The sequence below is a fragment of the Priestia sp. YIM B13552 genome (genome assembly GCF_042787775.1).
Lineage (GTDB): Bacteria > Bacillota > Bacilli > Bacillales > Bacillaceae_H > Priestia > Priestia megaterium_E.
In genome coordinates this window covers 640,466-665,817 of record NZ_JBHZOU010000002.1, presented here as the reverse complement: position 1 = coordinate 665,817, position 25,352 = coordinate 640,466, and the positions used below count along the sequence as shown (strand labels likewise).

Here is a 25,352-nt window from a genome sequence, read left to right as displayed (position 1 = left end):
TTTTGTACACTAAGACTAGGAGGTTGAAAATACATGCAAAACGAACAAAGATTACTGCTAGTAGACGATGAAGATCGCATTAGACGATTGTTAAAAATGTACTTAGAAAAAGAAGGATACATCATTGAAGAAGCAGCCGATGGGCATGAAGCAATCGAAAAAGCGTTACACATAGATTATGATTTGATTGTATTAGATTTAATGATGCCCGGCATAGATGGTATTGAGGTTTGTAAACAAATTCGGGAGAAAAAAGCAACTCCTATTATCATGCTTACAGCTAAAGGGGAAGAAGTAAACAGAGTCCAAGGATTTGAAGTAGGTACAGATGATTATATCGTTAAGCCATTTAGCCCAAGAGAAGTGGTTCTTCGCGTAAAAGCACTGCTTCGACGTTCTTCTCAAGCAACGTTTATTCAGCCAGAAACGAGCGTGAAAAATCTTATTGTCTTTGATCACTTAACGATTGATAATGATGCACATCGCGTTACAGCAGACGGAAAAGAAGTTAACTTAACTCCAAAAGAATATGAATTATTATGCTACCTTGCAAAAACGCCAGATAAAGTATATGACAGAGAGCAGCTGCTGCGTGAAGTATGGCATTATGATTTCTTTGGAGATCTTCGTACGGTAGATACGCACGTCAAGCGTTTGCGTGAAAAGTTAAATCGTGTATCGTCACAAGCGGCGAAAATGATTGTAACCGTATGGGGAGTAGGGTATAAATTTGAGGTTGAAAATAACTGATGTTTTGGAGAAGTGTAGTTGGTAAACTATGGTTTACTATCCTATTGCTCGTCACGCTTGTTTTATTTATTTTGACTATTTTATTGCTTCAGTTTTTTGAAAATTATCATGTTGTAGATGCAGAAAACCGTTTAACTAAAACGGCTGCTAAAATCTCTACCATTGTGCAGGAAACGGACGATGAAAAACTAGGACTATCCATTGCTCGTGAACTTGCAGACCAAGCAAGTGTAGTTATTGTTCAAGACAAAGATTTTTATTGGCATTCCACACATCCTGATAAAGAAAATAAGAAAGCTATTTCGGCCATTGTTAAACAAAACGATCAGCTAAATCAAGTGGTTGAAAAAGGTAAAGTAATACGGGAAAAAATGTACATGACCACAAAGAAAGACACGAGTGATGAACCTTTAATGTTTGTTGTCGGTGTACCTTTAATGAAAGATAACAAACCGACAGGCGGCGTTTATTTGTATCAATCTCTTTCTGAAATTGAAGAACCCGCTCAATATACGACTAAGTTCATTTTATTGGCTGCAGGTATTGCTATTATTTTAACTACTATCTTTGCTTTTTTCTTATCCACTCGAATTACAGCGCCTCTTAGAAAAATGAGGCAGGCGGCATTTGAAGTAACAAAAGGCAACTTTGATACAAAAGTACCTATTTTAACTCACGATGAAATTGGAGAGTTAGCGATTGCTTTTAATCAAATGGGCAGGCAGTTAAAGTTTAACCTCAATGCGCTTAATCAGGAAAAAGAGCAGCTTTCAAGTATTTTAAGCAGTATGGCAGACGGTGTTATTACGTTTAGTAGAGACGGATCGATTTTAATTACCAATCCCCCAGCGGAGCATTTTCTTCAGACTTGGTATTACGAGCAGGATGTCAACAATCAGCAGGTGCCTGAGCTTCCAGCAAACGTTGTCCATTTGTTTCAAACGGTAGTAGAGACTGAAACGGAGCGAAGTGCAGAATTGAAAATTCAAGGGAAAACGTGGGTCATTTTAATGTCACCGCTCTATAATCAAACGAAAATTCGCGGTGCTGTAGCCGTACTACGGGATATGTCTGAAGAGCGTAAACTTGATAAATCGAGAAAAGATTTTATTGCAAACGTGTCTCATGAATTGCGTACACCTATTTCTATGCTTCAAGGTTATAGTGAAGCTATTATTGACGACATTGCAAGTACGGATGAAGAAAAGAAAGAAATTGCACAGGTGATTTATGATGAATCACTCCGTATGGGCCGGCTTGTAAATGAACTTTTAGATTTGGCGCGAATGGAAGCGGGACATGTGCAGCTTCACTTAGAATCTGTAGCAATGGTTGAATTTACAGAACGTGTTTTGCGTAAGTTTCAAGGATTAGCTAAGGAAAAACATATTAAACTGTCTCTTAGTGGAAAAATAGAAGATGAATTTGAAGCGATGATTGATTCAGACCGTATGGAACAAGTGCTGACAAACTTAATTGATAATGCTATTCGTCATACGGATGACTACGGAGAAGTAAAGCTGCATCTTGATAAAAGTCAATCCGAAATCCATCTTTCTGTTCAAGATACAGGAGCAGGCATTCCGAAAGAAGATCTTCCATTTGTATTTGAACGATTTTATAAAGCGGATAAAGCCAGAACGAGAGGGAAGTCAGGAACTGGTCTTGGGCTTGCAATCGCCAAAAATATCGTGGAGGCACATCAAGGGATCATTGCGGTTGAAAGTGAATTAAATGAAGGAACAACTTTCTTTATCAAATTGCCAAAGTAAAAACATGCTAAATAACAGTTTGTTCGGCTGAAATAATAAGAATAACAAAGAGATGTGATTCTCCACTGAATCACATCTCTTTATTTTTTCTATAAATAAGTCTAAAAGAGAAGGAATTGGCATATAGTATGTTTTGTGTGCAATGATCTACATAGGAGGTTCTTTCTTCATGATTGACGTGTTAAGAAGAATATTGGTTGTATTAGTAATGGGATTGTGTATAGGTCTTTTATTTTTGGGCGGGCAAATGGTAAAAGCAGAAGAGAAGCAGTGGGAGTGGCCGGTTGAAGGAGTCTTAACTGATATATTTGGTTCACGTCACGCCAAACACTTTGGAATTGATATAGCAGCACCTGTTGGTACACAGGTGTATGCTGTTGCAAAAGGAGTGGTGAGCCGCTCTTATTATTCAAATACATACGGACAGGTTGTTTTTATCAAACAAACAAATGGATACGAAACGGTCTATGCTCATCTAGAGGAACGTTTTGTTACAGAAGGAAATCGTGTAGCCGCAGGTCAAAACATTGGACGAGTTGGCAATACAGGGCGATCTTCAGGTGCACATTTGCATTTTGAAGTTCATCAAGGAAGTTGGAATCCGGATAAAACCAATGCAGTAAACCCACTTGCCAAATTGGACAATCAAAAACTATTGGCATACGTAAAAAGCGATTTAGCTGCCACGGTTTTTCAGCAGTTACATCAGACTTCTGATAACTGTATTCTTATCCATCAAGGAGATACATTATCTGAGCTCGCAGTCAAATATGAAGTAGATATGGATCAGCTAAAAAAGTGGAATCATTTAGAAAATACGATGTTAAATGCAGGACAAGTATTAAAAATAAGTCCATAAAAAAAGAGCCGCTCAGGCTCTTTTTTCTCAATGTCACAATTCAATACGCTGTATGGTCACAATTTCGCTTGTTTGTTTTAACGAAGCAATGACAGAATCATCTAAAAGTTTATCAAACGTAAGCATCATAATGGCTTCTCCGCCTTTTTGCTTACGGCCCACTTGCATGGTAGCAATGTTAATACGTAAATCTCCAAGTACTTTCCCTACATTTCCAATAACTCCGGGCTGATCACTGTGACGGATATAAAGAAGATGTCCTTCCGGATAAAAATCAATATCAAACGAATCAATATTAACAATTCGAGGTCCATAGCCGGCTATATAGGTACCCGTAATGGTAAATGTACGCTGTTCGCCTGTTACAGTAACGTCAATCATATTGGAATATCCTTGCGTATCTTCCGATGTTTTTTCACCAAATGTAATTCCTCGTTCTTTGGCAATCATAGAAGCATTGACTTCGTTAACAGGTGAGTCGATACGATGAGTTAAAAAGCCTGATAATAAGCTCCGTGTAATATAAGTGGTTTCCAAATCCGTCACTGTACCTCCGTAGGAGATAGAGATATGCTGAACAGGTTCTCGCATGCATTGAGATAAAATAGCTCCCATTTGTTTAGTAAGGCTCGTAAACGGCTGAATTTTTTCAAAAACTTCTTTAGAAAGCGTCGGTAAATTAATGGATGAGCTTACAGGATTACCTTCTAGAAAACGCAAAACGTCATGTGCCACGTCTTCAGCAACGTTAAGCTGGGCTTCTTTTGTAGAAGCTCCTAAATGGGGAGTTGTAATAACTTGATCAAAATGTAACAAAGGGTTATCAATCGGCGGCTCAACTTCAAATACGTCAATAGCTGCACCTTGAACATGGCCAATTTCTAAATAATGAACTAAGGCTTTTTCATCAATGATCCCGCCGCGTGCGCAGTTTAATAAAAACACGCCCTTCTTTGTTTTGGCTAACGTGTCATGATTGAGCAATCCCTTTGTTTCTCTCGTAAGCGGAGTGTGCACGGTAATAACATCCGCTGCTGCTAGTAATTCATCCAGGGATAATAGTTCTACGCCTAGCTTTTCAGCTCGGGAAGATGTTAAAAAAGGATCGTAAACGTGAACGCTCATATTGAAGGCTTTTGCGCGTTTGGCAAGCTCTGAGCCAATTCGTCCAAATCCGATAATGCCCAGGTGTTTGCGATTAAGCTCTGTTCCAACAAATGCTGAGCGGTTCCATTCGCGCGCTTTAACTGAAGCATTACCTTGGGGAATATGCCGAAACAAGCTAGCCATCATAGCAAATGTATGTTCCGCCGTTGAAATGGTATTTCCGTTCGGCGCATTAATAACGACAACCCCTCGTTTGGTTGAGGCTTCAATATCAATATTATCGACACCTACTCCAGCCCGGGCAACAATTTTTAAATTCGGCATTTTTGCCAGCAAATCCTCTGTAACCGTCGTAGCACTCCGTACTAAAAGCGCATCGTACGTATGCAAATCATTCTCAACTTCTTCAACTTTTTTTCGCGTAAGATTCACATGAGGAGCTTCAAGTAGTGGAGCAAGACCTTCATTGCTAATTGAATCAGCTACTAATACATTATACATGACGTGAACATCTCCCTTGGATTTTACTATCATCAAATATTTGATAATTTACCATGTTAAAAAAATTGTGTCAATTATCTTTTTCAAACTTTACGATTAGTTATCAAATACACTATTATAAACGTAAAATTGAAACTATAAATATGTCATAATGCTGTTGGTTATGCACTTATTTCCTTATTTTTCATATAAAAACAGTAATGAAGTTTATAAAATACATCAATTTAATAGGAATTAAAGAACTTCTTTATTTACTTTTAATTCGAGATAACATATAATAAATTCATAATTAAATATTGGTCTATCTTCGGGGCAGGGTGAAATTCCCGACCGGCGGTAAAAAACAAATTGTTTTGAGCCCGCGAGCTTATATGTAATACATACGAGCAGATTTGGTGAAATTCCAAAGCCGACAGTACAGTCTGGATGGGAGAAGGTGGAGGTTCAGCGTTCAAAACCTAATGTGATGAACGTTTATTAAATATGCCTGCCATGTCTCCTCTCAACGAATCATTTGTTGGGAGGTTTTTGCGTGGGGATATAAAGTTGAACCTTTCTTCTTTGAAGAGTGGATCACAAAGAAGGAGAGAGGCAAGATGCAACAAAGTAAGAAAACTCAAAAGCTGGTTGTACTAGGAATGTTAAGTAGTATTGCTTATATTTTAATGATGATTAATTTTCCAATTCCTGGATTACCTCCGTTTTTAACAATTGATTTTAGCGAAATTCCTGCACTCGTAGCAGCACTTGTATTTGGACCGATGGCTGCTGTTATAGTAGAAGGAATAAAAAATTTATTGAATTATTTAATTCAAGGAAGTGCTACAGGGGTTCCAGTTGGTCAAGTGGCGAACTTTGTGGCTGGTTTACTGTTCGTTCTTCCTGTATCATACATGTTCAACCGATTTAAAACGGCTAAAGGCGTAACGATAGGTTTGGTTACGGGTACGGTGGTAATGACGGTACTCATGGCTGTCTTAAATTATTATGTCTTCTTACCAGCGTATACAATCTTCTTACAATCGCCAGAAATGTCTAGTGAACAAGCACGTCAATATATCGTTGCAGGTATTTTGCCGTTTAACTTAATAAAAGGAGCAGCAACAGGGGTTATCTTTGTCTTATTGTTTTCAAAAATGAAGCAATGGATCACGCGTCGCATTGCTGTTTAATTCAATCGCTCTCCCGGGGAGAGCGATTTTTATATATAAAAAAACCTGCAGCATGTACACTACAGGTTTGCTCCACACTTATTCGAATTTATTAGCATCGCCTTCGAATTTTTCATCCGCTACGCGAATTGAATCCGTAGGGCAGCCTTCCATTGCATCCATCATATCATCTTCTAGATCTTCTGGAATTTCTACTACACCTTGGTTATCATCTAATGTTACGAATGCAATACCTTCATCATCATAATCATAAATGTCTGGTGCTGCTGCTCCGCAAGCGCCGCATGCGATGCAAGTATCTTTATCAACAATTGTATATTTTGGCATAACAAGACCTCCTGTAAAGTGTTCGAAAATTTCTCATTATATAATCTCTTCGCGAATCAAGAGTGAAATTTCTCCTTATTCATTGTAAAATGATTTATAAAACTTTTCAATAGAAAAGTCACTGAGAATGCTTATCAAATCAAGGTTTCTTCACTTACCCAAACGTTTTGATACATAAAGGAAAGAGCTGAAAAGCCTTTATCTCACATGCTATTGGTCACTTTTGGTACAATGAATGAGAAAGGAAGTTGACACCTTTGAATTATATTCAAGTTAGCATTTTATTTTGTATAAAACAGTTAAAAGGTGAGCGAACCGCCTATGGTATTTATCATTTATTAACAGGTAAAAAGTCAGCTCAAACGATTCAAGACGGAAAAATTTTTGGAATTTCGTTTCTTTTTCAGTCATTTGTTTACTTAGATAAACGGTCTTTTGAAACCTGCGTTGCATATTTAAAAGAACAGCAGTATATTGAAGAAACTGAAAATCAAAAGTATGTGATGACAGATAAGGGACAAGCACGCCTTGAAGATGAACTGACGGCTCGACCCTTTCATCCAGCTTTAGACGGATGGAAATTCGCAAGCAGTACTCAATTATTTTTAGCAAGAATCACTTTGTTCATTCAGACCTTATCAAACCTACAGTATTTTCAAAAAGGGTTTTTACCCATTTCCAAAAATCCTGAGGTCATTCAATGGGTCAAAACGTATATTATGTCTCAAAAGCAAACGCGTCAAGAGTTAGCCGCCGAGCTATTCGAAGAGCTCCGAACGTGCTTGAAAGGTTGTACGGAACGGGACGCGTCTCTTTTTGTTTTGCAGCTGACTGGATACCAAAGAGTAGGCTTTACAAAAAATCAGTTAGCATATCAATATGAACTCGATGAGCATTATGTTCATATTCAACTGTTAGGGGTTATTCACCATATCATTGAAAAAGTGAGTAAAAATAATGAACGCTTTCATGTACTTTCTTCTTTTTTACGTGATCTATATTTAGAATTGCCTTTGACAAGCTCGACGTTAAAAACGTATAGCTGGCTTCAAAAAGGCAAGACGCTTGAAGAAATTGCTTATATAAGGCGTTTAAAAGAAAGTACCATTGAAGATCATATTGCAGAATTAGCTCTATTTGTTCCATCTTTTTCAATCGATGCATACGTATCGCCTAAGCAGCAGGAAAAAATTATCGCAGCCTTTGAAGGTTTACGGACAAATAAATTAAAGGTGATAAAAGAAGAAGTAAAAGACGACGTTACCTATTTTCAGATTCGTCTCGTATTAGCAAAACATTTTACCTGATACTAAAAAAAGTGGTGTTTGATGTGAAGATAGAACAACTTCTACAGAAACAATTCGGCTATAGCCAATTTCGACTAGGACAAAAAGAGATTATTCAAGATATTTTAACAGGTCATAATGTGTTAGCGGTTCTTCCTACAGGAACAGGGAAATCATTGTGCTATCAGCTCCCAGCTTATTTGTTGAACCGACCGGTGCTGATTGTATCTCCTTTAATTTCACTGATGGAAGATCAAGTTCAACAACTAAAGGCAAGCGGAGAAAAGCGAGTTATTGCCTTAAATAGTTTCCTACAACAAGAAGAAAAACAACGAGCGCTAAAAAATTTAGCTTTTTATCGTTTTATTTATGCATCTCCTGAAATTTTGCAAAATGGTTTTGTAGTAGAAGCATTAAAGCAGGCAAAGGTAGGCCTTTTCGTTGTGGACGAGGCGCACTGTATTTCTCAGTGGGGACATGATTTTCGTTTAGATTATCTACAGCTAGGAGATATATGGAAGGAACTTGGCAGTCCGCTATGTCTGGCACTAACGGGAACTGCGACTAGGGAAGTAGTGGAAGATATTAAGCGCTACTTATCGCTTCCTGCTGTCAACGAGCACATCTATTCCATGAATCGAAGTAATATTGCGATGAAAGTTGATTTTGTTGCAAGTATTGAAGAAAAAAAAGAGAAGTTACTGATGTACGTTAGTGAACTGCAAGGTCCGGGAATTATCTATTGTTCCAGCCGATCTTGGACAGAAGCATTAACACAGCTTCTAAAGGAAAATGGGATACAGCGAGTGCAGTATTACCACGGAGGAATGGAACCGAATGAAAGAATGCTTGTTCAACAGCAATTTTTAGAAAATCAGCTTGATATCATTTGCTGCACAAGTGCATTTGGAATGGGGGTTAACAAATCGAATGTTCGGTTTGTTATTCATTTTCATACACCTACGCAGCTAGAAGCATATGTACAGGAAATTGGAAGAAGTGGACGCGATCAGCGAAACAGTATTGCGATCTTGCTTTATGCTGAAGGAGACGATAATTTTGCTCATTCTTTACTTGAAATTGAGCTTCCTTCTTCAGATAGCATCTTATACTGCTTGTCGTATTTACGAAACCATGATCAGGCCATTCCTTTAAAACAAGTAGAGTCTCACTTTCTTTATACAGTGGGTGTTCAAGAAACACATTGGCGATTTATTCGTTATTATTTGTACAGAGAAAATGTAGTGAAAAATGAACATGTTGAACCCTGGAAAATTCCTGAATCGCTGCATGAAACGATTGTTGCTGCTGTAAATAAACGTCTTCGAAACAAACATGACAAGTATCGTGCGATGAAGGGGTTTATTGAGACAAAAGAATGCCGTCGTCACGTGCTGCTTGGCTATTTCGATGAAACGGGAAAATCAGAGCTTGAGAACTGTTGCGATTGCTGCGGCCTGGATTTAGAAAACTATAAAGAAACAAATGGTGAGCAGGAGCAATGGACATTTCAAGGCTGGGAATTAGAATTAGCTCGTTTGCTTCGTCAAGGAGAGATATAATGGCAAAATCACAGCAAGAGCTTATTTCATCCATGACAGATGCAGAGCTAGTTAAAAATTTATATGTAACACAGCTGCTCATCTGCTTCATTGCTTTAGGCATCGGTTTTTTCACATTCGATTCATGGAATTCCTTTTTGCAGTTTTTTCAGCTGGATTGGTCTTCTATTTTATTGTACGGGGGAGGAACAGCTCTCTTGGTAGTAGGAGGAGATATACTTCTAATGAAATGCGTACCTGAGCATTTATACGATGACGGAGGGATCAATGAACGTTTATTTGCTAATCGTTCTGTTCCTCATCTGATCCTTATTTGCCTAATCGTTGCATGTTCAGAAGAAATATTATTTCGAGGGGTTATACAAGTTCAGTTTGGCCTCTTTTGGGCGAGTATTGTATTTGCACTCGTTCACATTCGATATTTAAAAAAGTGGTTTCTTTTTATTTCGGTTGTGTTTTTAAGCTTTTTAATAGGGTTACTTTTTTGGTGGACTGAAAATTTGTATGTCACGATTTTTACTCATTTTCTCATTGATTTTTTATTGGGCCTGCAGATACGAAAATCAAAAGGGGAATCTGCACAGCCAGAAGAACTAATTCAGTAAAGTTAAGGAAACAGCCATTATTTTCAGTACTACCCACATAATCTTTTATGTTCCCTCATATGTTGTACTAGCATACGAGGGGGTGGAATGATGGAAAACAAAGTGATAGACTTTGAAAGCGATGAAACACTTCAATATATATTAGCGAGCGTTATTAAAAGAAAAGAGACAGTTAATAAGCTGAAAGCTAAAGAGAAAAAATGGAAGCTTTTGTTTTTAGCCAGTGTAACGGCTGTTATTAGCTACTTTTTTTTCCTATTTCAAAGCGATTTTTTTACGACGTTTAGCGAATTTTTTTCATTTTTGTTAGGCAACATGGGACATTTGATGTTTCTATTGCTTACCGTCTCACTTTACTTTTATACTGTACAGCTGCAGAAAAAAAGCGAGAAAGCAGAAAAGACTTTCCAAGATTTGCGCTGTGAGATTATTAAAAGAAGCAAAGAGCTATGGGCGACGCCTGAAACATGGGAGCACCGAAAAGAAACGTTCCGCTGGATGCAGTCAACCTATGGAATTAATTTATATCATGAAAACAAATAGAATCGCATGAAAAAGCCTCTTTTTACATAGAAGTTTAGTGAAGGGGGTTTTTTTGTGAGGGATTGGTTTAACTTGCTGGCTGCGTGGTTATGCAGTTATTATATCAGCAGTTTAACGGCTGTAGGCTCAAAAGCTTCGTTAACCTATTTACTTATTCAAATGATTTTACATCCGTTAGATGTGTTTAGTGTTATAATCTTGTTTTTCACGGCTCTTTTTTGTCTGTCGACGGCAGTTCGTAAAGTGTTTCTGCAAAGTCGGTTGCTTCTAAAAGGCTATAAGGTAAAATGGCATGAATACCTTGTTTCATGTCTATGTGTGATAGGAATTTTATGGTTAAGTGCAATTGCGCTTTATCAAGTAGTAGGTTTGTTAACAATTGCGATAATTTATGCCCTTTCTTCTTTAAGAGAAACACATCGGGTATAAAATGAAAAGAAGGAGAATATATGGTTATTCTTTTAATGGTTTTAGCGTTAGGCATAGGCTTGCTGATTTTTATGTTTTCAGAAGCCCATCGTACACATGTGGAAGAAAGAACGATTCATTTATCAAGATTTCCTGAAAATCAGCAGCCTTTGCGCCTGTTTTTTATATCAGATATACATAAGCGAACAGTTTCGTCGAAGCTGGTGGAAAAAATACCGGGCGAAGTAGATTTTGTGATCATAGGCGGTGATTTACTAGAAGGAGGAGTCCCTTTATTACGGGCTCGTCAAAATATTCAACAGCTTAAAACGCTAGGACCCGTCTATTTTGTGTGGGGAAATAATGATTACGAAGTAAGTCAAATGCAATTGAAGCAGATGCTTACAGATGAAGGAGTTATTGCCCTTAAAAATGAGCATGTCTTTGCCGTTTCTAAAGATGGTACTACATGCCACTTTGCGGGGGTAGATGATTTATCAGAAGGTCAGATGAATCTAAAAAGAGCTGTTTCTTCCATTGAACCTGAGCAGCTTACCATTCTTCTAAGCCATAATCCTGATGTTATCTATTATGTAGATGAAGAATCAAAAGTAGATTTAATTTTGAGCGGGCATACACACGGGGGACAGATACGCTTATTTAATTTGGGTATGTATGAATTAGGAGGACTGAAAGAAAAAAGAAAGATTCCTCTTTTTGTCAGTAACGGATATGGTACAACCTCTTTGCCTCTCCGTTTACAAGCTAGAGCTCAAACGCATTATATCACTTTAAAAAGGAAAGAATAGCCTTGAACAAACTCTTTACATAGCATATACAAATTTTACACACAGGATAACTTATCCTATAATTCAATTAATAGATACAGTTCACGAAGAGTAGTTGGAGGTTACGTATGGCTCACGAAGGGAAGTATAATATTAAAGCCATCTCAAATATGGTCGGAATCCAGCCGGGAACTTTGCGCGCATGGGAACGACGCTATCAAATTTTAAATCCTGTCCGCAACGATTCGGGGCATCGGTTATATACAGAGGAAGATTTGCGGAAATTAAAATGGCTCACGGAAAAAGTGAGCGGAGGTTTTACCATCAGTCAAGCGGTTTCGCTATTAGAAACGGAAAGCAGTACAGTAGGAACGTTTGAAGAAGAAGGAGAAGTAGATTCCCCTCAAAAAATTAGGGATGAGCTGTTAACGATGCTTTTATCTTTTGAAGAAGGAAAAGCACAGGATTTAATTAATCATGCTTTTAGCCTGTATTCGGTAGAAAAAGTGGTTATTGATATTTTGGGTTCTCTACTCGTGACGGTTGGAGACATGTGGGAAAAAGGGCAAATCACAAGTGCTCATGAGCATTATACGACTCAAGTATTAAAAACGCGTATCAGCATGATTTTTTATTCGCTGCCTTCAAATGGCTTATTGCCTAAAGCGATTGCTGTATGCGGACCTAATGAGACACATGAAGTGGGACTCCTAGTTTTTACGCTATTTTTACGCCGTAAAGGGTTTGAGGTTATTTATTTAGGAAGCAGCATTGAAGATAAAGATGTTGAGTTAATTGTTAAAGAAGTAGACCCAACGTTTTTATTTATGTCATGCACAATGATGGAAAATGCCGAGAAAACACTAAATTTGACGAACCAAATGATAAAGAAATTCCCGCATCTCAAAGTAGGATTAGGCGGTTATGTGTTTGATGGTTTAGATAGCAAAAGAAAAGGCGAGGCTCAGCCGTTTATTTTAGGAAATACAAAAGAAGAGTGGAACAGCTGGCTAACAAAAAAATTAGCAGAAATTGATTGAGAATAGCTTGTCTTTCCTATCATAAACCTGTAAACTCGTAAGTAAACATCACGAACCGTTTTCCAAAAAATACATATACTGCATTATCGAACCATGTGGTTATGAGTGCAAGCGGGGAGGGACGCTAATGAGGCTTGAACGACTAAACTATAATAAGCTAAAAGTTTTTTTGACCTACGATGATTTAAAAGAAAGAGGGTTAACAAAAGAAGATCTATGGACAGATACATTCAAAGTAAAACAGCTTTTTCGTGAGATGATAGAGCAAGCTTCTCAAGAACTGAACTTTGAACCTACAAATTCTCTTTCTGTAGAAGTTTTTTCACTTCAAGCACAGGGAATGGTTGTATTTGTGACAAAGCAGTATGAAGAAGAAACCAGCTACGGTGAGTTCAATGAAGACGAGTTCGAGGACTTCATTGAAATGCAGGTCATGCTAGATGAAAGCGAAGACATGTTTTTTGAGTTTGATTCATTTGAAGATGTCATTCAGCTGACCAAACGCATGTCAAACTTTTACGATACGGATAGCGTGCTCTATTCATTTGAAAAACGTTTTTACGTGCTGTTGGATTATCACATGCTGTCACCGGCTGAAGTTGGGAATATGATTGCGGTTTTGGCGGAGTATGGAAATCCCTCTACAATTACAAAGCACCGCGTAAATGAATATGGAAAAATGTTAGTAGAAAAGAGAGCTTTGGAGTATATTAATTCTGTCTTTTCTTAACTGTTTAATTGAAATAATTACACCCGTGAAGGATAAAGCACTTTTATTAAAATAAGAGTGGCTGCACTTTCAGCTTGTACAAAGTTGTTGAAAGTGTTCTTTATCACCGGGTGTTTTTTATTTTTTTAAAACGATTAAAGCATACTAGAAAAGAGGCAGACTTAAAACATTGTAGCATACCTTGCAAAGTTATTGGAAGCGTTTTCTTAGAAGAACACAAAAAATACTAAAAGTTCGATATTTTCCTTTGCAATGTAAAACTAAGGGTGTATACTATGTCATGAAAGAAGCACCATTCAATTAAAAACGAATAATTTTCGATACATTTTAGGAGGTTTACAGATGGTAGCCGACAAGATGCAAGACAGTAAAAATAGTCAAGAAGAGAAGCATGATGTTTTAAAATCTACACAAACAGTGATACATAAAGCGTTAGAAAAACTAGGCTATCCTGATGAAGTGTATGAACTATTAAAAGAGCCATTACGAATGATGACAGTAAAAATTCCTGTTCGTATGGATGACGGATCAGTTAAGATTTTTACAGGTCACCGAGCGCAGCATAACGATGCAGTTGGTCCTACGAAAGGCGGAATTCGTTTTCACCCAAACGTAACTGAAAAAGAAGTAAAAGCTCTATCTATATGGATGAGTTTAAAATGTGGAATCGTTGACCTTCCTTACGGTGGAGGAAAAGGTGGAATTGTTTGTGATCCTCGAAATATGTCTTTTGGAGAATTAGAGCGTTTAAGCCGCGGATATGTTCGTGCGATTAGCCAAATTGTTGGACCAACAAAGGATATTCCAGCGCCGGATGTGTTTACAAATTCACAAATTATGGCTTGGATGATGGATGAATACAGCCGGATTGATGAATTTAACTCACCGGGCTTTATTACTGGAAAGCCCCTTGTCTTAGGTGGTTCACACGGCCGTGAAACAGCGACTGCAAAAGGAGTAACTATTTGTATTCGTGAAGCAGCGAAAAAACGAGGCATTGAATTACAAGGTGCACGGGTAGTAGTACAAGGGTTTGGAAATGCAGGAAGCTTTTTAGCTAAGTTTATGCACGACGCTGGCGCTAAAATTGTAGGGATATCCGATGCGTACGGAGCGCTGCATGATACTAACGGTTTAGACATTGATTATTTATTAGATCGACGCGATAGCTTTGGTACAGTAACGAAATTATTCAATAATACAATCAGCAATAAAGAGCTGCTTGAACTTGACTGTGACATCCTAGTTCCAGCTGCGATTGAAAATCAAATTACAGAAGAAAATGCCCATAACATTCAAGCGAGTATTGTAGTAGAAGCAGCAAATGGACCAACAACTCTTGAAGCAACGCGCATCTTGTCAGAGAGAGGAATTTTATTAGTTCCAGACGTTTTGGCCAGTGCCGGCGGTGTAACAGTCTCTTATTTTGAATGGGTGCAAAATAACCAAGGTTATTATTGGACGGAAGAAGAAGTAGAAGAAAAGCTTGAAAAAGTAATGGTTAAATCATTTAATAACATCTACGAAACCTCTACAACTCGAAAAGTCGACATGCGTCTAGCTGCTTATATGATAGGCGTAAGAAAAATGGCAGAAGGCTCTCGTTTCAGAGGCTGGATTTAAAAACAGAACAGCAGAACAATTGCGTAAATAGAAAAAATCTCCTATCATTAATGAGGAGATTTTTTTGTTTTACACTGCGTTAAAATAAAAAAAGGTGCGTTTACAACTGAAGGAGTGACAGGCATGAAGAAAGAAAAAGTAATTATTGTTGGGGGAGGACCATGCGGCCTTTCAGCGGCTATTGAGCTTCAACATACAGGTATTGATGCCCTTGTAATTGAAAAAGGAAATATCGTGAATGCCATTTATAACTATCCGACCCACCAAACGTTTTTTAGTTCGAGTGAAAAACTAGAAATTGGGGATGTCCCTTTTATTACGGAAAATCGTAAGCCTGTGCGCAACCAAGCTCTTGCTTACTACCGAGAAGTGGTGAAGCGCAGGCAAATTCGAATTCAGCCGTTTGAACGTGTCTTGCAAGTAGACAAACAAGCGGAAAACCAATTTATTGTCACAACATCTAAAGAGACGTATGAAGCGGAGAATGTCATTATAGCTACGGGCTATTACGATCATCCTAATTATATGAATGTTCCTGGTGAAGAGTTATCAAAGGTATTTCATTATTTCAAAGAAGCGCATCCGTACTTTGATAAAGATGTAGTCGTTATAGGCGGAAAAAACTCTAGCGTCGATGCAGCTCTGGAATTGGTGAAGTGTGATGCAAGGGTGACGGTTATTTATCGTGGCTCAGATTACTCCCCTAGCGTAAAACCTTGGATATTGCCTGAATTTGAGGCACTGGTTCGAAATGGAACAATTGGGATGCATTTTAATGCTCATGTAACGAAAATAACGGATGAAACGGTAACATATGAGCAGGAAGGGAAAGAATCTACGATTCGTAACGACTTCGTTTTTGCGATGACTGGCTATCATCCTGATCATTCGTTCTTAACAAAAATGGGTGTGGAATTAGATGCTGAAACAGGCCGCCCTTCTTTCAACGAAGAGACAATGGAAACAAACGTGGAAGGAATTTATATCGCTGGTGTGATTGCTGCAGGAAACAATGCTAATGAGATTTTTATCGAAAATGGACGTTTTCATGGAAAATCCATTGCTTCTCATATTATCAACAAAAACAACGCATAGGCTTCTATGCGTTGTTTTACTAATGATTAAATAGCTGCTGCAGCTCATCATGATTCGTTGTTACTTGGAGAGCAACTAACAGTTTAATGCGTGCTTTAGGACCATTTAAGCCATTTGAAAAAATAACGCCCATCTCTTTCAACTGCTTGCCGCCGCCTTCATATCCATATACATCTTGAGCAATTCCATTAAAACAGCGAGAAACGAGCACGATGGGTATCTTTCGCTTCAAAAGCAATTGAATGCCTGGAATTGTGAGAGGGGGTAGATTTCCTTGACCGAGGGCTTCAATTACAAGTCCATCAACATTCATTGAAGCCACTGCTTGAAACAAGTGGTCGTCCATACCTGCATAAGCTTTTAATAAGGTGATTTGTTTATCTATTTGATTAACAGGATAAAATTCATGTTCTGTAGGCATGTGGTGAAAAGATACGCCGCGTTTTGTAATTAATCCTATTGGTCCATACTGAGGACTTTGAAATGTCGCCACGTTGCTTGTGTGGGTCTTGGTCACATTTTCAGCGGTATGAATTTCATCGTTCATCACAACTAAGACACCTTTTCCTTTTGCACCGTCACTAATAGCCACCCGAACCGCAGATATAAAATTATAAGGACCGTCTGAACCAATTTCATTGCTTGATCTCATGGCTCCAGTTAAGACAATTGGAATATCTGTATGCACTGTTAAATCTAAAAAATAAGCGGTTTCTTCCAGGGTGTCCGTACCGTGAGTTAACACGACTGCATCAATTTTGCCTTCATTAATTTTATCGCGTATTTTCTTTGAAAGTATAAGCATTTCCTTAGGAGTAATGTGAGGAGAAGGCAGATGAAATGCTTCTTCTACGATTGCATTGGCCATACCTGAAACAGATGATGTTGAGCGGTGAAGCGGGTTTTGAATATCTGGTGTTACCGATCCAGTTGCCATGTCTTCTTTCATAGAGATTGTGCCGCCGGTGTGAAGAATATAAACAGTTTTCATAGAGAGCTCCTTTCAATTTTTCATATAAGTATGATACATTTTTTGGTATACTTGTTTAAGGTCTTTGTTAGGCTTTGTAAATCGACAGCAAGTTATGTGAGCATTTACATATAAAGATAAGGACATTATAGACGGAGATTTTCATCCTAAAGATAACATGTTACTATTAAAAAAAATAGAGGAGATGAGGCGCTATTTATGTTGGCGATTGTATCTGCAGGCATTGCGCCAGGATTGGCATTGTTAAGTTTTTTTTATTTGAAAGATGAATATGAAACTGAGCCTATTTCAATGGTATTAAAAACATTTATTTTTGGAGCAATGCTTGTTTTGCCAATTATGTTTATTCAATATGTATTTGGTGAAGAACACGTTTTTCAATCACCTTTTCTTCAAGCATTTTTTACGACAAGCTTTTTAGAAGAATTTTTCAAATGGTTCATTTTATATTTCACGATTTATCAGCATGTGGAATTTGATGAGCATTATGATGGAATTGTTTACGGAGCAGCTGTTTCATTAGGTTTTGCTACCGTTGAAAATATTTTATATTTATTTGCAAATGGTTTAGAATCAGCGCTAGGAAGAGCCTTTTTACCTGTATCTAGTCATGCTTTATTCGGCGTCATTATGGGGTATTATTTAGGGAAAGCAAAGTTTTCTGAAGGAAAGGAAAAAACGAAGTGGACGCTGTACTCCGTATTTGTGCCGCTCATTTTACATGGAACATATGATTATATTTTAAAAACAATGGATCATTGGGTATTTATTATTATTCCATTTATGATTTATTTATGGTGGCTGGCATTAAGAAAAGTAAAAAAGGCCAAACAGCCATCGATTGTCTAGGCTCAGCTTGTAAATCTTTTTTGAGAGATTTATGAGCTGAGTTTTTTTCATTTCGGTAAATTTTGCGCATCTTGTATAAAAAAACAACCTTTACAAAAAATACTCCTATCATCTTATCAGTTACATACGATGTAGGAGGTTTTGTCATGTTATCATTTCGATGTTTTAAAAAGTATGCATGTCTCATATGCATATGTTCATTTATTGCAGCGTCCGTGGTGAGTCCAAAGGCCGCTCACGCGTTTTCAAATCAAGTCATTCAACACGGAGCAGTTGGAGATGATGTTATTGAGCTGCAGTCGAGACTTCAGTATTTAGGTTATTATAACGGGAAAATTGACGGTGTATTTGGATGGAGCACATACTGGGCACTGCGCAATTTTCAATATGAATTTGGCATTAAAAAGATTGACGGTTTAGCAGGCTGGCAAACAAAGATTAAATTAGCCAACGCAACAAAATATCACGAAAACTATGTGAAAAATCAAATTAGAAAAGGGAATAAGTTTACGCACTATGGCGGTCAGCCTCTTGATCAACAGTCTAAAGGAAGCGGTAGCAGTGGGAAAAGCAGGGGGAACAATGGTCAGCAAAAAGCACAAAGCGGATCTTCTCAAGCAAAAAAACCTGCCAGTCAGCCGCAGCGTAATACGTCTAAAGGAAATTCTGAACAACAGAAAGAAAAAGCACAAAAGCCAACAGCGGTGAATGTACCAAGCGGCTTTTCACAAAATGATATTCAGCTCATGGCAAATGCCGTGCATGGTGAAGCACGGGGTGAACCATATAATGGCCAAGTAGCCGTAGCGGCCGTTATTTTGAACCGAGTTAACAGTCCGTCATTTCCAAATACAGTCGCTGGAGTTATTTTTGAACCGCGTGCATTTACTGCCGTAGCAGATGGACAAATCTGGCTTGAACCCAATCCAACATCTAAAAAAGCGGTTATGGATGCGATTAACGGATGGGATCCTACTGGGAATGCGATTTATTACTTTAATCCGGATACAGCAACAAGCGCATGGATTTGGTCACGTCCTCAAATTAAGCAAATCGGGAAACACATTTTCTGTCGATAAAGAGAGGTGAAGGAAACATGATTCGCACAATTTTAATTGTATTATTAGCTATTGGTGTTGTAGGTGTAGGGTATTGGGGGTACAGCGAACATCAAGAAAAAGATGCTGTGCTGCTTCAAGCCGAGAATACGTATCAACGAGCATTTCATGATTTGTCATATCAGCTAGATTTATTAAATGATAAAATCGGTGGCACGCTCGCCATGAGTTCGAGAGATCAGCTTTCGCCCGCGCTTGCAGAAGTATGGCGTTTAACTTCTGAAGCTCATAACAATGTAGGACAGCTGCCTTTATCGCTTTTACCGTTCAATAAAACAGAAGAGTTTCTTTCAGATGTTGGTGACTTTACGTATAAAGTGGCGGTAAGGGATTTAAGCAAATCCCCCTTAACAGATAAAGAGTATAAAACGTTAAATTCGCTTTATGATCAGTCAGGCGAAATTCAAAATGAAATGCGCCAAGTACAGCATCTAGTCATTGATAATAACTTGCGCTGGATGGATGTTGAGCTAGCCTTAGCGACAAAAGAAAAGCAAGGGGACAATACGATTATTGACGGATTAAAAACCGTTGAAAAAAGTATGGATTCTTTTGCCGAAACAGATTTAGGCGTTATGAATGCAACGAATGAGCAGGAAAAAAACGCTTTTCACCAATTAAAAGGTAGAGAAGTTAGTGAAGATGTTGCAAAACAAGTGGCGCGTTCGTTTTTGAATTTAAAAGGAAATGAACAAATTCATATTGTAAAGAGCGGAAAAGACGCTGATTATGAGGCGTACAGCTTAACCATTACAGATCCAAAGACTAAACAAGAGACGTATATGGATATTACACAAAAAGGTGGATATCCGCTTTGGGTGCTCGAAGATCGAGATATTAAAAAACAAAATATTAGTTTAAACGATGCTATGAACAAAGCGAATAAGTTTTTAAAAGATCATCGTTTTGAAAGCCTAGTGATGGCTGAAAGTGCTCAATACGATAACATGGGAGTCTTTACATTCGTAGAGCAAACGGAAAGCGGAGTTCGGATTTATCCGGATTCAGTTAAAATGAAAATGTCTTTAGAAGATGGATCTGTGATTGGTTTCTCAGCTAAAGACTTCTTATTAAAACATCGTACGAGAGATATTCCAAAACCTAAAATTTCGAAAGAACAGGCAAAAACCAAGCTGAACTCGAACGTAAAAGTGATGGAAGACCGCTTGGCAATTATTACGAATGATTTAAACGAAGAAGTGCTATGCTATGAGTTTTTAGGGACAATAAAAAATGACACGTATCGAATCTTTATCAATGCCGATACGGGTTTTGAAGAAAAAGTCGAAAAACTGCAAAACTCAGAACCTTTATATAATGAAGTGTAAAGTTGATAAAAACCGGTGTCTATAGACACTGGTTTTTGTGTTTTTTAATATTTTATTGAGTCTAAATAACTAATTTTTATTTACAAAATAAACATATTTGACTATGTTTGAATAAAGGGAAAAAGTGTATATAGTGGAACTGAAGGAGAGAGAAGATGATAAAAGCGGGAATGAGGTTGACGTTAGAGAGCGGGCACAGAGAGTCTACATTACAAAAAACATATCGATGTAAGGTAGTTGAGTTTACGGAAGAAGTGATTTATATTAGCTATCCGCTAAATGAAGAAACGCAGCGAAGTGCTTTTTTACTAAAAGGTACAAAATTGTTTGCCACGTTTATTGGATACGATCAAAATGTATATACCTTTCCAACTGAAGTAACAGGGCGTGAAATAAAAGGCATGCCTGTTGTGAAGCTCTTTTACCCGGGCGATAAAAAGTTAAAATCGATCCAAAGAAGAAATTTTTTCCGTGTGCCGCTTACAGTGAAGGCGGTGGTAGAAAGTGAACAAGAACAGCAGAACGTAATGGAAATCATGACTAAAAACATCAGTGCAGGTGGAATAGCCGGCTCCTTCCATCACTCGCTGCTTTTTAATGAGAAAGATTCGGTTGTTGTACGATTAAGTCTTCCTAATCGTGAGGGAGCTTTGCTGCATCTTGAATTAAAAGGGGAAGTTGTACGAATTACCGCCCCGACTTCTTGTAAAGTAGGTCAGCTATCTATTAAATTTATGGGTATGGAAAAACAAACGAAAGAAATGATGATTCGTTATACCTTAAAGCGTCAGCTCGACCTAAGAAGAAAAGGACTTCTTTAGCGTATAAAAAAAACTTCTCTTTCCTAAACTGTAAGCAAAGGTATTACTTCTTACAAAAGGAGAAAAAAGGTGAATCGAGTAGAACGAATTTTAATTAAATTAGTGGTTATTCAATTTGTATTTTTAATAATTGCTCAATGTATTTTACTATCTAGCAGTCACAGTACATATTTCTCAAAGGTTATTCAGTATGAGGGAGTGAGCAAAAATAATTTTAATAAAATTATTGAAACATTCGACCAGTAGTCGGACGTATGGTAGAATAACTAGGAAAGAAACATGCAGTGAACACCAGGCAGGAGAAGACCCCCTGCTCTTTTTTTCGTTTATAAACGTTTCATATAAAATGGCTCATTGTATAAAAGATGAAAGTGGTTTGTTCCTGTTTTGAAATTAAGGGAGGCACTTATGGAAAAACAAATTTCAATCGCAATTGACGGTCCTGCAGCTGCTGGGAAAAGTACAGTGGCAAAGATTATAGCAGAAACCTTATCATATATTTATGTTGATACAGGAGCGATGTATCGTGCTCTAACGTATCAAGCGCAGAAAAACCAGGTAGATTTACAAAATGAAGAAGAGCTATTGCATTTACTTAACGAAACAGTAATCGATTTAAAGCCGTCTGAATCTGGACAGGTAGTCATCTTAAATGGACAGAATGTTACAAGTGAAATTCGTTCCGCAGAAGTAACTAACTCTGTATCCATCGTAGCGAAACATCGTGCAGTTCGTGAAGAGATGGTAGCGAGACAGCAGGGCCTTGCTAAAGATGGAGGCGTTGTAATGGATGGACGTGATATCGGTACACACGTGCTTCCTCACGCAGAAGTTAAAATCTTTTTATTAGCGTCTGTGGATGAAAGAGCACAGCGACGCCATGACGAAAACATAAAAAAAGGTTTTGAATCAAATTTAGAACGTTTAAAAGAAGAAATTGCCCGCAGAGACAAGCTGGATTCTGAGCGCGAAGTAGCACCTCTTAAAAAAGCTGAAGATGCAATTGAAATCGATACAACTTCCCTATCGATTGAAGGAGTTGTAGAAAAAATACTTTCTATTACAAAAGAAAGGATTGGATGATTTTGAGCTTTTATATGTTTGCACGTGCCATTGTAAAAGGCATTTTAACACCAGTTTATCGTTATGAAGTAATCGGTGCAGAAAATATCCCTTCAGAAGGCGGAGTTTTGCTTTGTTCAAATCATATTGACAACTTAGATCCGCCTACTGTAGGTGTGACATGTCCAAGGCCTATTTCGTTTATGGCAAAAGCAGAGCTGTTTAAAGCACCTTTTCTGAAGACGGTTCTGCCAAAGTTAGAAACATTCCCCGTAAAGCGCGGGATGGCAGATCGTGAAGCTTTGCGCCAAGGGTTAAAGATTTTAAAAGAAGGAAAAGTGCTTGGATTATTTCCAGAAGGAACAAGAAGTAAAGATGGAAAATTAGGAAAAGGAATGGCTGGAGTAGGCTTTTTTGCTTTGCGTTCAAAAGCAGCTGTTGTTCCTTGTGCTGTTATTGGTCCATATAAGCGTTTTGCAAGGTTAAAAGTAGTGTACGGACCGCCAATTCAGATGGATGAACTTCGTGAACGAAAGGCATCAGCCGAGGAAGTAACCGAAGTTATTATGAAAAGCATTGGTGAATTAATTGAAAAATATCAATAGTTTGTAACCTTATGACTTGACAAAAGATTCTATTTATTAGAAGTTAGTAACAAAGAGAGTTTTTTCTATACAGAGCTATATACAATAATGATGAGCTAAAAGAGTGAAGAACTCTTACAAGGGAATACATATTGTAGATGGATATTGGAGGAGGAAAAGACGATGACAGAAGATATGAATCAAGTAGAGGTAACGTCATTAGAAGTAGGGGAAACAGTAAAAGGTACTATTACAAAAGTAGAAGAAAAGCAAGTGTATGTAGATGTACCTAACAGCAAACTAGACGGTATTATTCCAATTAGTGAATTAGCGAGCTTACATATTGAAAAAGCAGGGGATGTAATCCAAGAAGGTGCCGAAGTCGAAGCGAAAGTAATTAAAGTGGAAGACGATGTGCTTGTGCTATCTAAACGGGCTGTAGATGCTGAAAAAGCATGGGACGGTTTAGAAGCAAAACTTTCTTCAGGTGAAGTGTTTGAAGCGGTAGTCAAAGAAATTGTCAAAGGCGGATTAGTAGTAGATATTGGTGTAAGAGGGTTCATTCCAGCTTCTCTTGTTGAAACTCATTTCGTTGATGATTTCGCAGAATATCAAGATCAAACTCTTACAGTCAAAGTAGTGGAATTAGATAAAGAAAAAAATCGCGTGATCCTTTCGCATCGTGCAGTTGTAGAAGAAGAGCTTGTACAACAAAAAGAAAATGTTCTTGAGTCATTAAAAGAAGGTCAGGTTTTAGAAGGAACCGTTCAGCGCTTAACAGACTTTGGTGCGTTTGTAGATGTAGGCGGAGTAGATGGGCTAGTGCATATCTCTCAGCTTTCACATACGCGTGTAGAAAAGCCTTCAGACGTAGTAGCTGAGGGAGATACTGTGAAAGTCAAAGTATTATCTGTTGACAAATCAACGGGTCGTGTTTCATTATCTATTAAAGATACGTTAGAAGGTCCATGGTCCAACATTTCTACGAAGCTTCGCCAAGGTGATGTAGTAGATGGAACCGTTAAAAGACTTGTATCTTTTGGAGCTTTTGTGGAAGTTCTACCTGGAGTAGAAGGACTTGTACACATTTCTCAAATTTCACATAAGCATATCGGGACACCGCATGAAGTGCTTTCTGAAGGCGAAACAGTGACGGTGAAAGTACTTGATGTGAATGAACAAGAACGACGCGTTTCGTTAAGCATTCGTGACCTTGAGGAAGAAGAGCAAGAAGATTACGGTGACTATGAATTACAAGAAGAGTCAAAAGGCTTCCAATTAGGTGATATGATTGGAGATCAATTAAAAAAATTAAGATAAGTAATGGTGATGATTTGTGAGCAGAGCAAAACGTAAAATTGATCACATTCATCATGCGATTCAAACGGGACAGCATCGGCTGCATGGGCTAGATGATATTCGCTTCGTTCATAATAGCTTACCAAATACAGGTGTGCACGATGTTCATATTGATACAAAAATTGGCGAACTTTTGTTAAGTTCGCCAATTTTTATAAATGCTATGACGGGCGGAGGCGGACAAGAAACGGAACGGATTAACCGTTCGTTTGCTCAAATTGCTCATCATGGTCAATTAGCAATGGCCGTTGGATCGCAGATGGCTGCGATTAAAGATGAAAAGGAAGAACAATCATACAGAGTAGTGCGTCAAGAAAACCCTAACGGAATTATTTTTGCCAACCTAGGCAGTGAAGCTACAGTTGAACAAGCTAAAAAAGCGGTTGATATGCTTGAAGCAAATGGACTTCAAATTCATTTAAATGTTATACAAGAACTGGTCATGCCAGAGGGAGATCGTGATTTTACCGATGCATTACGTCGTATTGAACGCATTGTCCGAGAAGTAACCGTTCCTGTAATTGTCAAAGAAGTAGGTTTTGGGATGAGCGCTCAAGCAGTGCAAAAACTTAAAGATGTTGGTGTTGAAATCGTTGATATTGGTGGGTACGGTGGTACCAATTTTTCGAAAATCGAAAATGAAAGACGAGCAAAACATTTTCACTTCTTTAATGATTGGGGAATTTCCACAGCAGCTTCTTTAGCGGAAGTATCTCAGCACGTAGAAGGTATGTCCATTATTGGTTCAGGAGGTATTCAAACCTCTATGGATATTGCTAAGTCTATTGCGTTAGGAGCTTCTGCAACGGGAATGGCAGGATATTTTCTATCCATTTTAATGAAGTCTGGTTTAGAGGCAGTCGTAGAAGAGATAGCCGAGCTGCATGAGGAGTTAACGTTTATCATGGCTGCGCTAGGAGCAACTTCTATTGCTAAACTTCAGCAAATGCCTCTAGTTATTACAGGGGACACCCATAGCTGGCTGACTCAGCGAAATGTTTCCATAGATACATTTAATAACAGATGATAAAAAAGCATGCAGTTAACTGCATGCTTTTTTATTTCTTTAGAA

At 38.0% G+C, this 25,352-nt stretch carries 26 protein-coding genes and 1 riboswitch; of the genes, 23 read left to right on the top strand and 3 right to left on the bottom strand.

Annotated elements, in window-relative coordinates; all coding sequences use genetic code 11:
* The first annotated feature begins 33 nt into the window (after positions 1 to 33).
* From ACFX40_RS09445 to ACFX40_RS09435, 3 genes are all read left to right on the top strand, one after another.
* Positions 34 to 750 carry a response regulator transcription factor gene (locus tag ACFX40_RS09445; RefSeq protein ID WP_013059051.1) on the top strand — a complete coding sequence of 239 codons (717 nt, stop codon included), beginning with the start codon at positions 34 to 36 and terminating at the stop codon, positions 748 to 750.
* The gene (locus ACFX40_RS09440; protein ID WP_060747008.1) at positions 750 to 2,522 is read left to right on the top strand and encodes an ATP-binding protein; all 1,773 of its coding nucleotides are present in this window, start codon (positions 750 to 752) and stop codon (positions 2,520 to 2,522) included. Before ACFX40_RS09445 ends, ACFX40_RS09440 begins: the two co-directional genes overlap by 1 nt.
* 169 nt (positions 2,523 to 2,691) lie before the next feature.
* On the top strand, positions 2,692 to 3,381 hold the full coding sequence (locus ACFX40_RS09435; RefSeq protein ID WP_060747009.1) for a peptidoglycan DD-metalloendopeptidase family protein: 690 nt from the start codon (positions 2,692 to 2,694) through the stop codon (positions 3,379 to 3,381).
* Between the two features lie 33 nt (positions 3,382 to 3,414).
* Here ACFX40_RS09435 and serA read toward each other — a convergent pair whose 3' ends face one another.
* Positions 3,415 to 4,989, bottom strand: a complete 1,575-nt coding sequence (gene serA / locus ACFX40_RS09430) for a phosphoglycerate dehydrogenase (protein ID WP_060747010.1) — start codon at positions 4,987 to 4,989, stop codon at positions 3,415 to 3,417.
* A 299-nt stretch (positions 4,990 to 5,288) separates the two neighbouring features.
* Positions 5,289 to 5,431, top strand: a riboswitch (FMN riboswitch).
* 154 nt (positions 5,432 to 5,585) lie between these two features.
* On the opposite strand from serA, the gene ACFX40_RS09425 reads away from it, so the two are divergent.
* Positions 5,586 to 6,161 carry an ECF transporter S component gene (locus ACFX40_RS09425; RefSeq protein ID WP_013059047.1) on the top strand — a complete coding sequence of 192 codons (576 nt, stop codon included), beginning with the start codon at positions 5,586 to 5,588 and terminating at the stop codon, positions 6,159 to 6,161.
* 78 nt (positions 6,162 to 6,239) lie between these two features.
* On the opposite strand, the gene ACFX40_RS09420 is transcribed toward ACFX40_RS09425, so the two are convergent.
* Positions 6,240 to 6,488, bottom strand: coding sequence for a ferredoxin (locus ACFX40_RS09420; RefSeq protein WP_013059046.1), 249 nt, complete (start codon positions 6,486 to 6,488; stop codon positions 6,240 to 6,242).
* Positions 6,489 to 6,745: 257 nt separating this feature from the next.
* Here ACFX40_RS09420 and ACFX40_RS09415 point away from each other — a divergent pair, with 257 nt between their 5' ends.
* The 10 genes from ACFX40_RS09415 to ACFX40_RS09370 all read left to right on the top strand — a co-directional run bounded on the left by ACFX40_RS09415 (position 6,746) and on the right by ACFX40_RS09370 (position 16,168).
* Complete coding sequence (locus ACFX40_RS09415) at positions 6,746 to 7,795, top strand: YpbB family protein (protein ID WP_098249266.1); 1,050 nt, start codon at positions 6,746 to 6,748, stop codon at positions 7,793 to 7,795.
* A gap of 23 nt (positions 7,796 to 7,818) precedes the next feature.
* A complete protein-coding gene (locus tag ACFX40_RS09410; protein WP_377254832.1) occupies positions 7,819 to 9,336 on the top strand; it encodes a RecQ family ATP-dependent DNA helicase in 1,518 nt (505 codons plus the stop codon).
* Positions 9,336 to 9,941, top strand: a complete 606-nt coding sequence (locus ACFX40_RS09405) for a CPBP family intramembrane glutamic endopeptidase (protein WP_025750425.1) — start codon at positions 9,336 to 9,338, stop codon at positions 9,939 to 9,941. Before ACFX40_RS09410 ends, ACFX40_RS09405 begins: the two co-directional genes overlap by 1 nt.
* 90 nt (positions 9,942 to 10,031) lie before the next feature.
* Positions 10,032 to 10,484: a DUF2663 family protein gene (locus ACFX40_RS09400; RefSeq protein ID WP_272801056.1), complete on the top strand. Its 453-nt coding sequence runs from the start codon at positions 10,032 to 10,034 to the stop codon at positions 10,482 to 10,484.
* A 54-nt stretch (positions 10,485 to 10,538) separates the two neighbouring features.
* Entirely contained in the window at positions 10,539 to 10,913 is a 375-nt protein-coding gene (locus tag ACFX40_RS09395; RefSeq protein WP_060747014.1) for a hypothetical protein, read from the top strand.
* A gap of 20 nt (positions 10,914 to 10,933) precedes the next feature.
* Complete coding sequence (locus ACFX40_RS09390; protein ID WP_098331883.1) at positions 10,934 to 11,701, top strand: metallophosphoesterase; 768 nt, start codon at positions 10,934 to 10,936, stop codon at positions 11,699 to 11,701.
* A 107-nt stretch (positions 11,702 to 11,808) separates the two neighbouring features.
* On the top strand, positions 11,809 to 12,720 hold the full coding sequence (locus tag ACFX40_RS09385; RefSeq protein ID WP_025750422.1) for a MerR family transcriptional regulator: 912 nt from the start codon (positions 11,809 to 11,811) through the stop codon (positions 12,718 to 12,720).
* Positions 12,721 to 12,847: 127 nt separating this feature from the next.
* A complete protein-coding gene (locus ACFX40_RS09380; protein WP_221840795.1) occupies positions 12,848 to 13,450 on the top strand; it encodes a genetic competence negative regulator in 603 nt (200 codons plus the stop codon).
* A gap of 357 nt (positions 13,451 to 13,807) precedes the next feature.
* On the top strand, positions 13,808 to 15,073 hold the full coding sequence (locus ACFX40_RS09375; protein ID WP_377255014.1) for a Glu/Leu/Phe/Val family dehydrogenase: 1,266 nt from the start codon (positions 13,808 to 13,810) through the stop codon (positions 15,071 to 15,073).
* A gap of 123 nt (positions 15,074 to 15,196) precedes the next feature.
* The gene (locus tag ACFX40_RS09370) at positions 15,197 to 16,168 is read left to right on the top strand and encodes a YpdA family putative bacillithiol disulfide reductase (protein ID WP_028410725.1); all 972 of its coding nucleotides are present in this window, start codon (positions 15,197 to 15,199) and stop codon (positions 16,166 to 16,168) included.
* A 19-nt stretch (positions 16,169 to 16,187) separates the two neighbouring features.
* On the opposite strand, the gene ACFX40_RS09365 is transcribed toward ACFX40_RS09370, so the two are convergent.
* On the bottom strand, positions 16,188 to 17,159 hold the full coding sequence (locus tag ACFX40_RS09365; RefSeq protein WP_098433329.1) for an asparaginase: 972 nt from the start codon (positions 17,157 to 17,159) through the stop codon (positions 16,188 to 16,190).
* Positions 17,160 to 17,357: 198 nt separating this feature from the next.
* On the opposite strand from ACFX40_RS09365, the gene prsW reads away from it, so the two are divergent.
* The 9 genes from prsW to fni all read left to right on the top strand — a co-directional run bounded on the left by prsW (position 17,358) and on the right by fni (position 25,307).
* Positions 17,358 to 18,008, top strand: coding sequence for a glutamic-type intramembrane protease PrsW (prsW, locus tag ACFX40_RS09360; protein WP_028410727.1), 651 nt, complete (start codon positions 17,358 to 17,360; stop codon positions 18,006 to 18,008).
* 146 nt (positions 18,009 to 18,154) lie between these two features.
* Positions 18,155 to 19,087 (top strand): spore cortex-lytic enzyme, encoded by a 933-nt coding sequence (sleB, locus tag ACFX40_RS09355; RefSeq protein WP_043976367.1) that lies wholly within the window; start codon positions 18,155 to 18,157, stop codon positions 19,085 to 19,087.
* A gap of 17 nt (positions 19,088 to 19,104) precedes the next feature.
* Positions 19,105 to 20,454 (top strand): germination protein YpeB, encoded by a 1,350-nt coding sequence (gene ypeB, locus ACFX40_RS09350; RefSeq protein WP_028410729.1) that lies wholly within the window; start codon positions 19,105 to 19,107, stop codon positions 20,452 to 20,454.
* 155 nt (positions 20,455 to 20,609) lie between these two features.
* Positions 20,610 to 21,275: a flagellar brake protein gene (locus ACFX40_RS09345; RefSeq protein WP_060747017.1), complete on the top strand. Its 666-nt coding sequence runs from the start codon at positions 20,610 to 20,612 to the stop codon at positions 21,273 to 21,275.
* A gap of 69 nt (positions 21,276 to 21,344) precedes the next feature.
* The gene (locus tag ACFX40_RS09340; protein ID WP_161968321.1) at positions 21,345 to 21,521 is read left to right on the top strand and encodes a YpfB family protein; all 177 of its coding nucleotides are present in this window, start codon (positions 21,345 to 21,347) and stop codon (positions 21,519 to 21,521) included.
* 162 nt (positions 21,522 to 21,683) lie between these two features.
* Positions 21,684 to 22,358: a (d)CMP kinase gene (cmk, locus tag ACFX40_RS09335; RefSeq protein WP_013059029.1), complete on the top strand. Its 675-nt coding sequence runs from the start codon at positions 21,684 to 21,686 to the stop codon at positions 22,356 to 22,358.
* Entirely contained in the window at positions 22,355 to 22,942 is a 588-nt protein-coding gene (locus tag ACFX40_RS09330; RefSeq protein ID WP_034276893.1) for a lysophospholipid acyltransferase family protein, read from the top strand. The genes cmk and ACFX40_RS09330 overlap by 4 nt, the downstream gene beginning before the upstream one ends.
* 162 nt (positions 22,943 to 23,104) lie before the next feature.
* Entirely contained in the window at positions 23,105 to 24,241 is a 1,137-nt protein-coding gene (gene rpsA, locus ACFX40_RS09325; protein ID WP_377254828.1) for a 30S ribosomal protein S1, read from the top strand.
* A 16-nt stretch (positions 24,242 to 24,257) separates the two neighbouring features.
* A complete protein-coding gene (fni, locus tag ACFX40_RS09320) occupies positions 24,258 to 25,307 on the top strand; it encodes a type 2 isopentenyl-diphosphate Delta-isomerase (RefSeq protein ID WP_377254825.1) in 1,050 nt (349 codons plus the stop codon).
* Positions 25,308 to 25,352 lie beyond the last annotated feature (45 nt).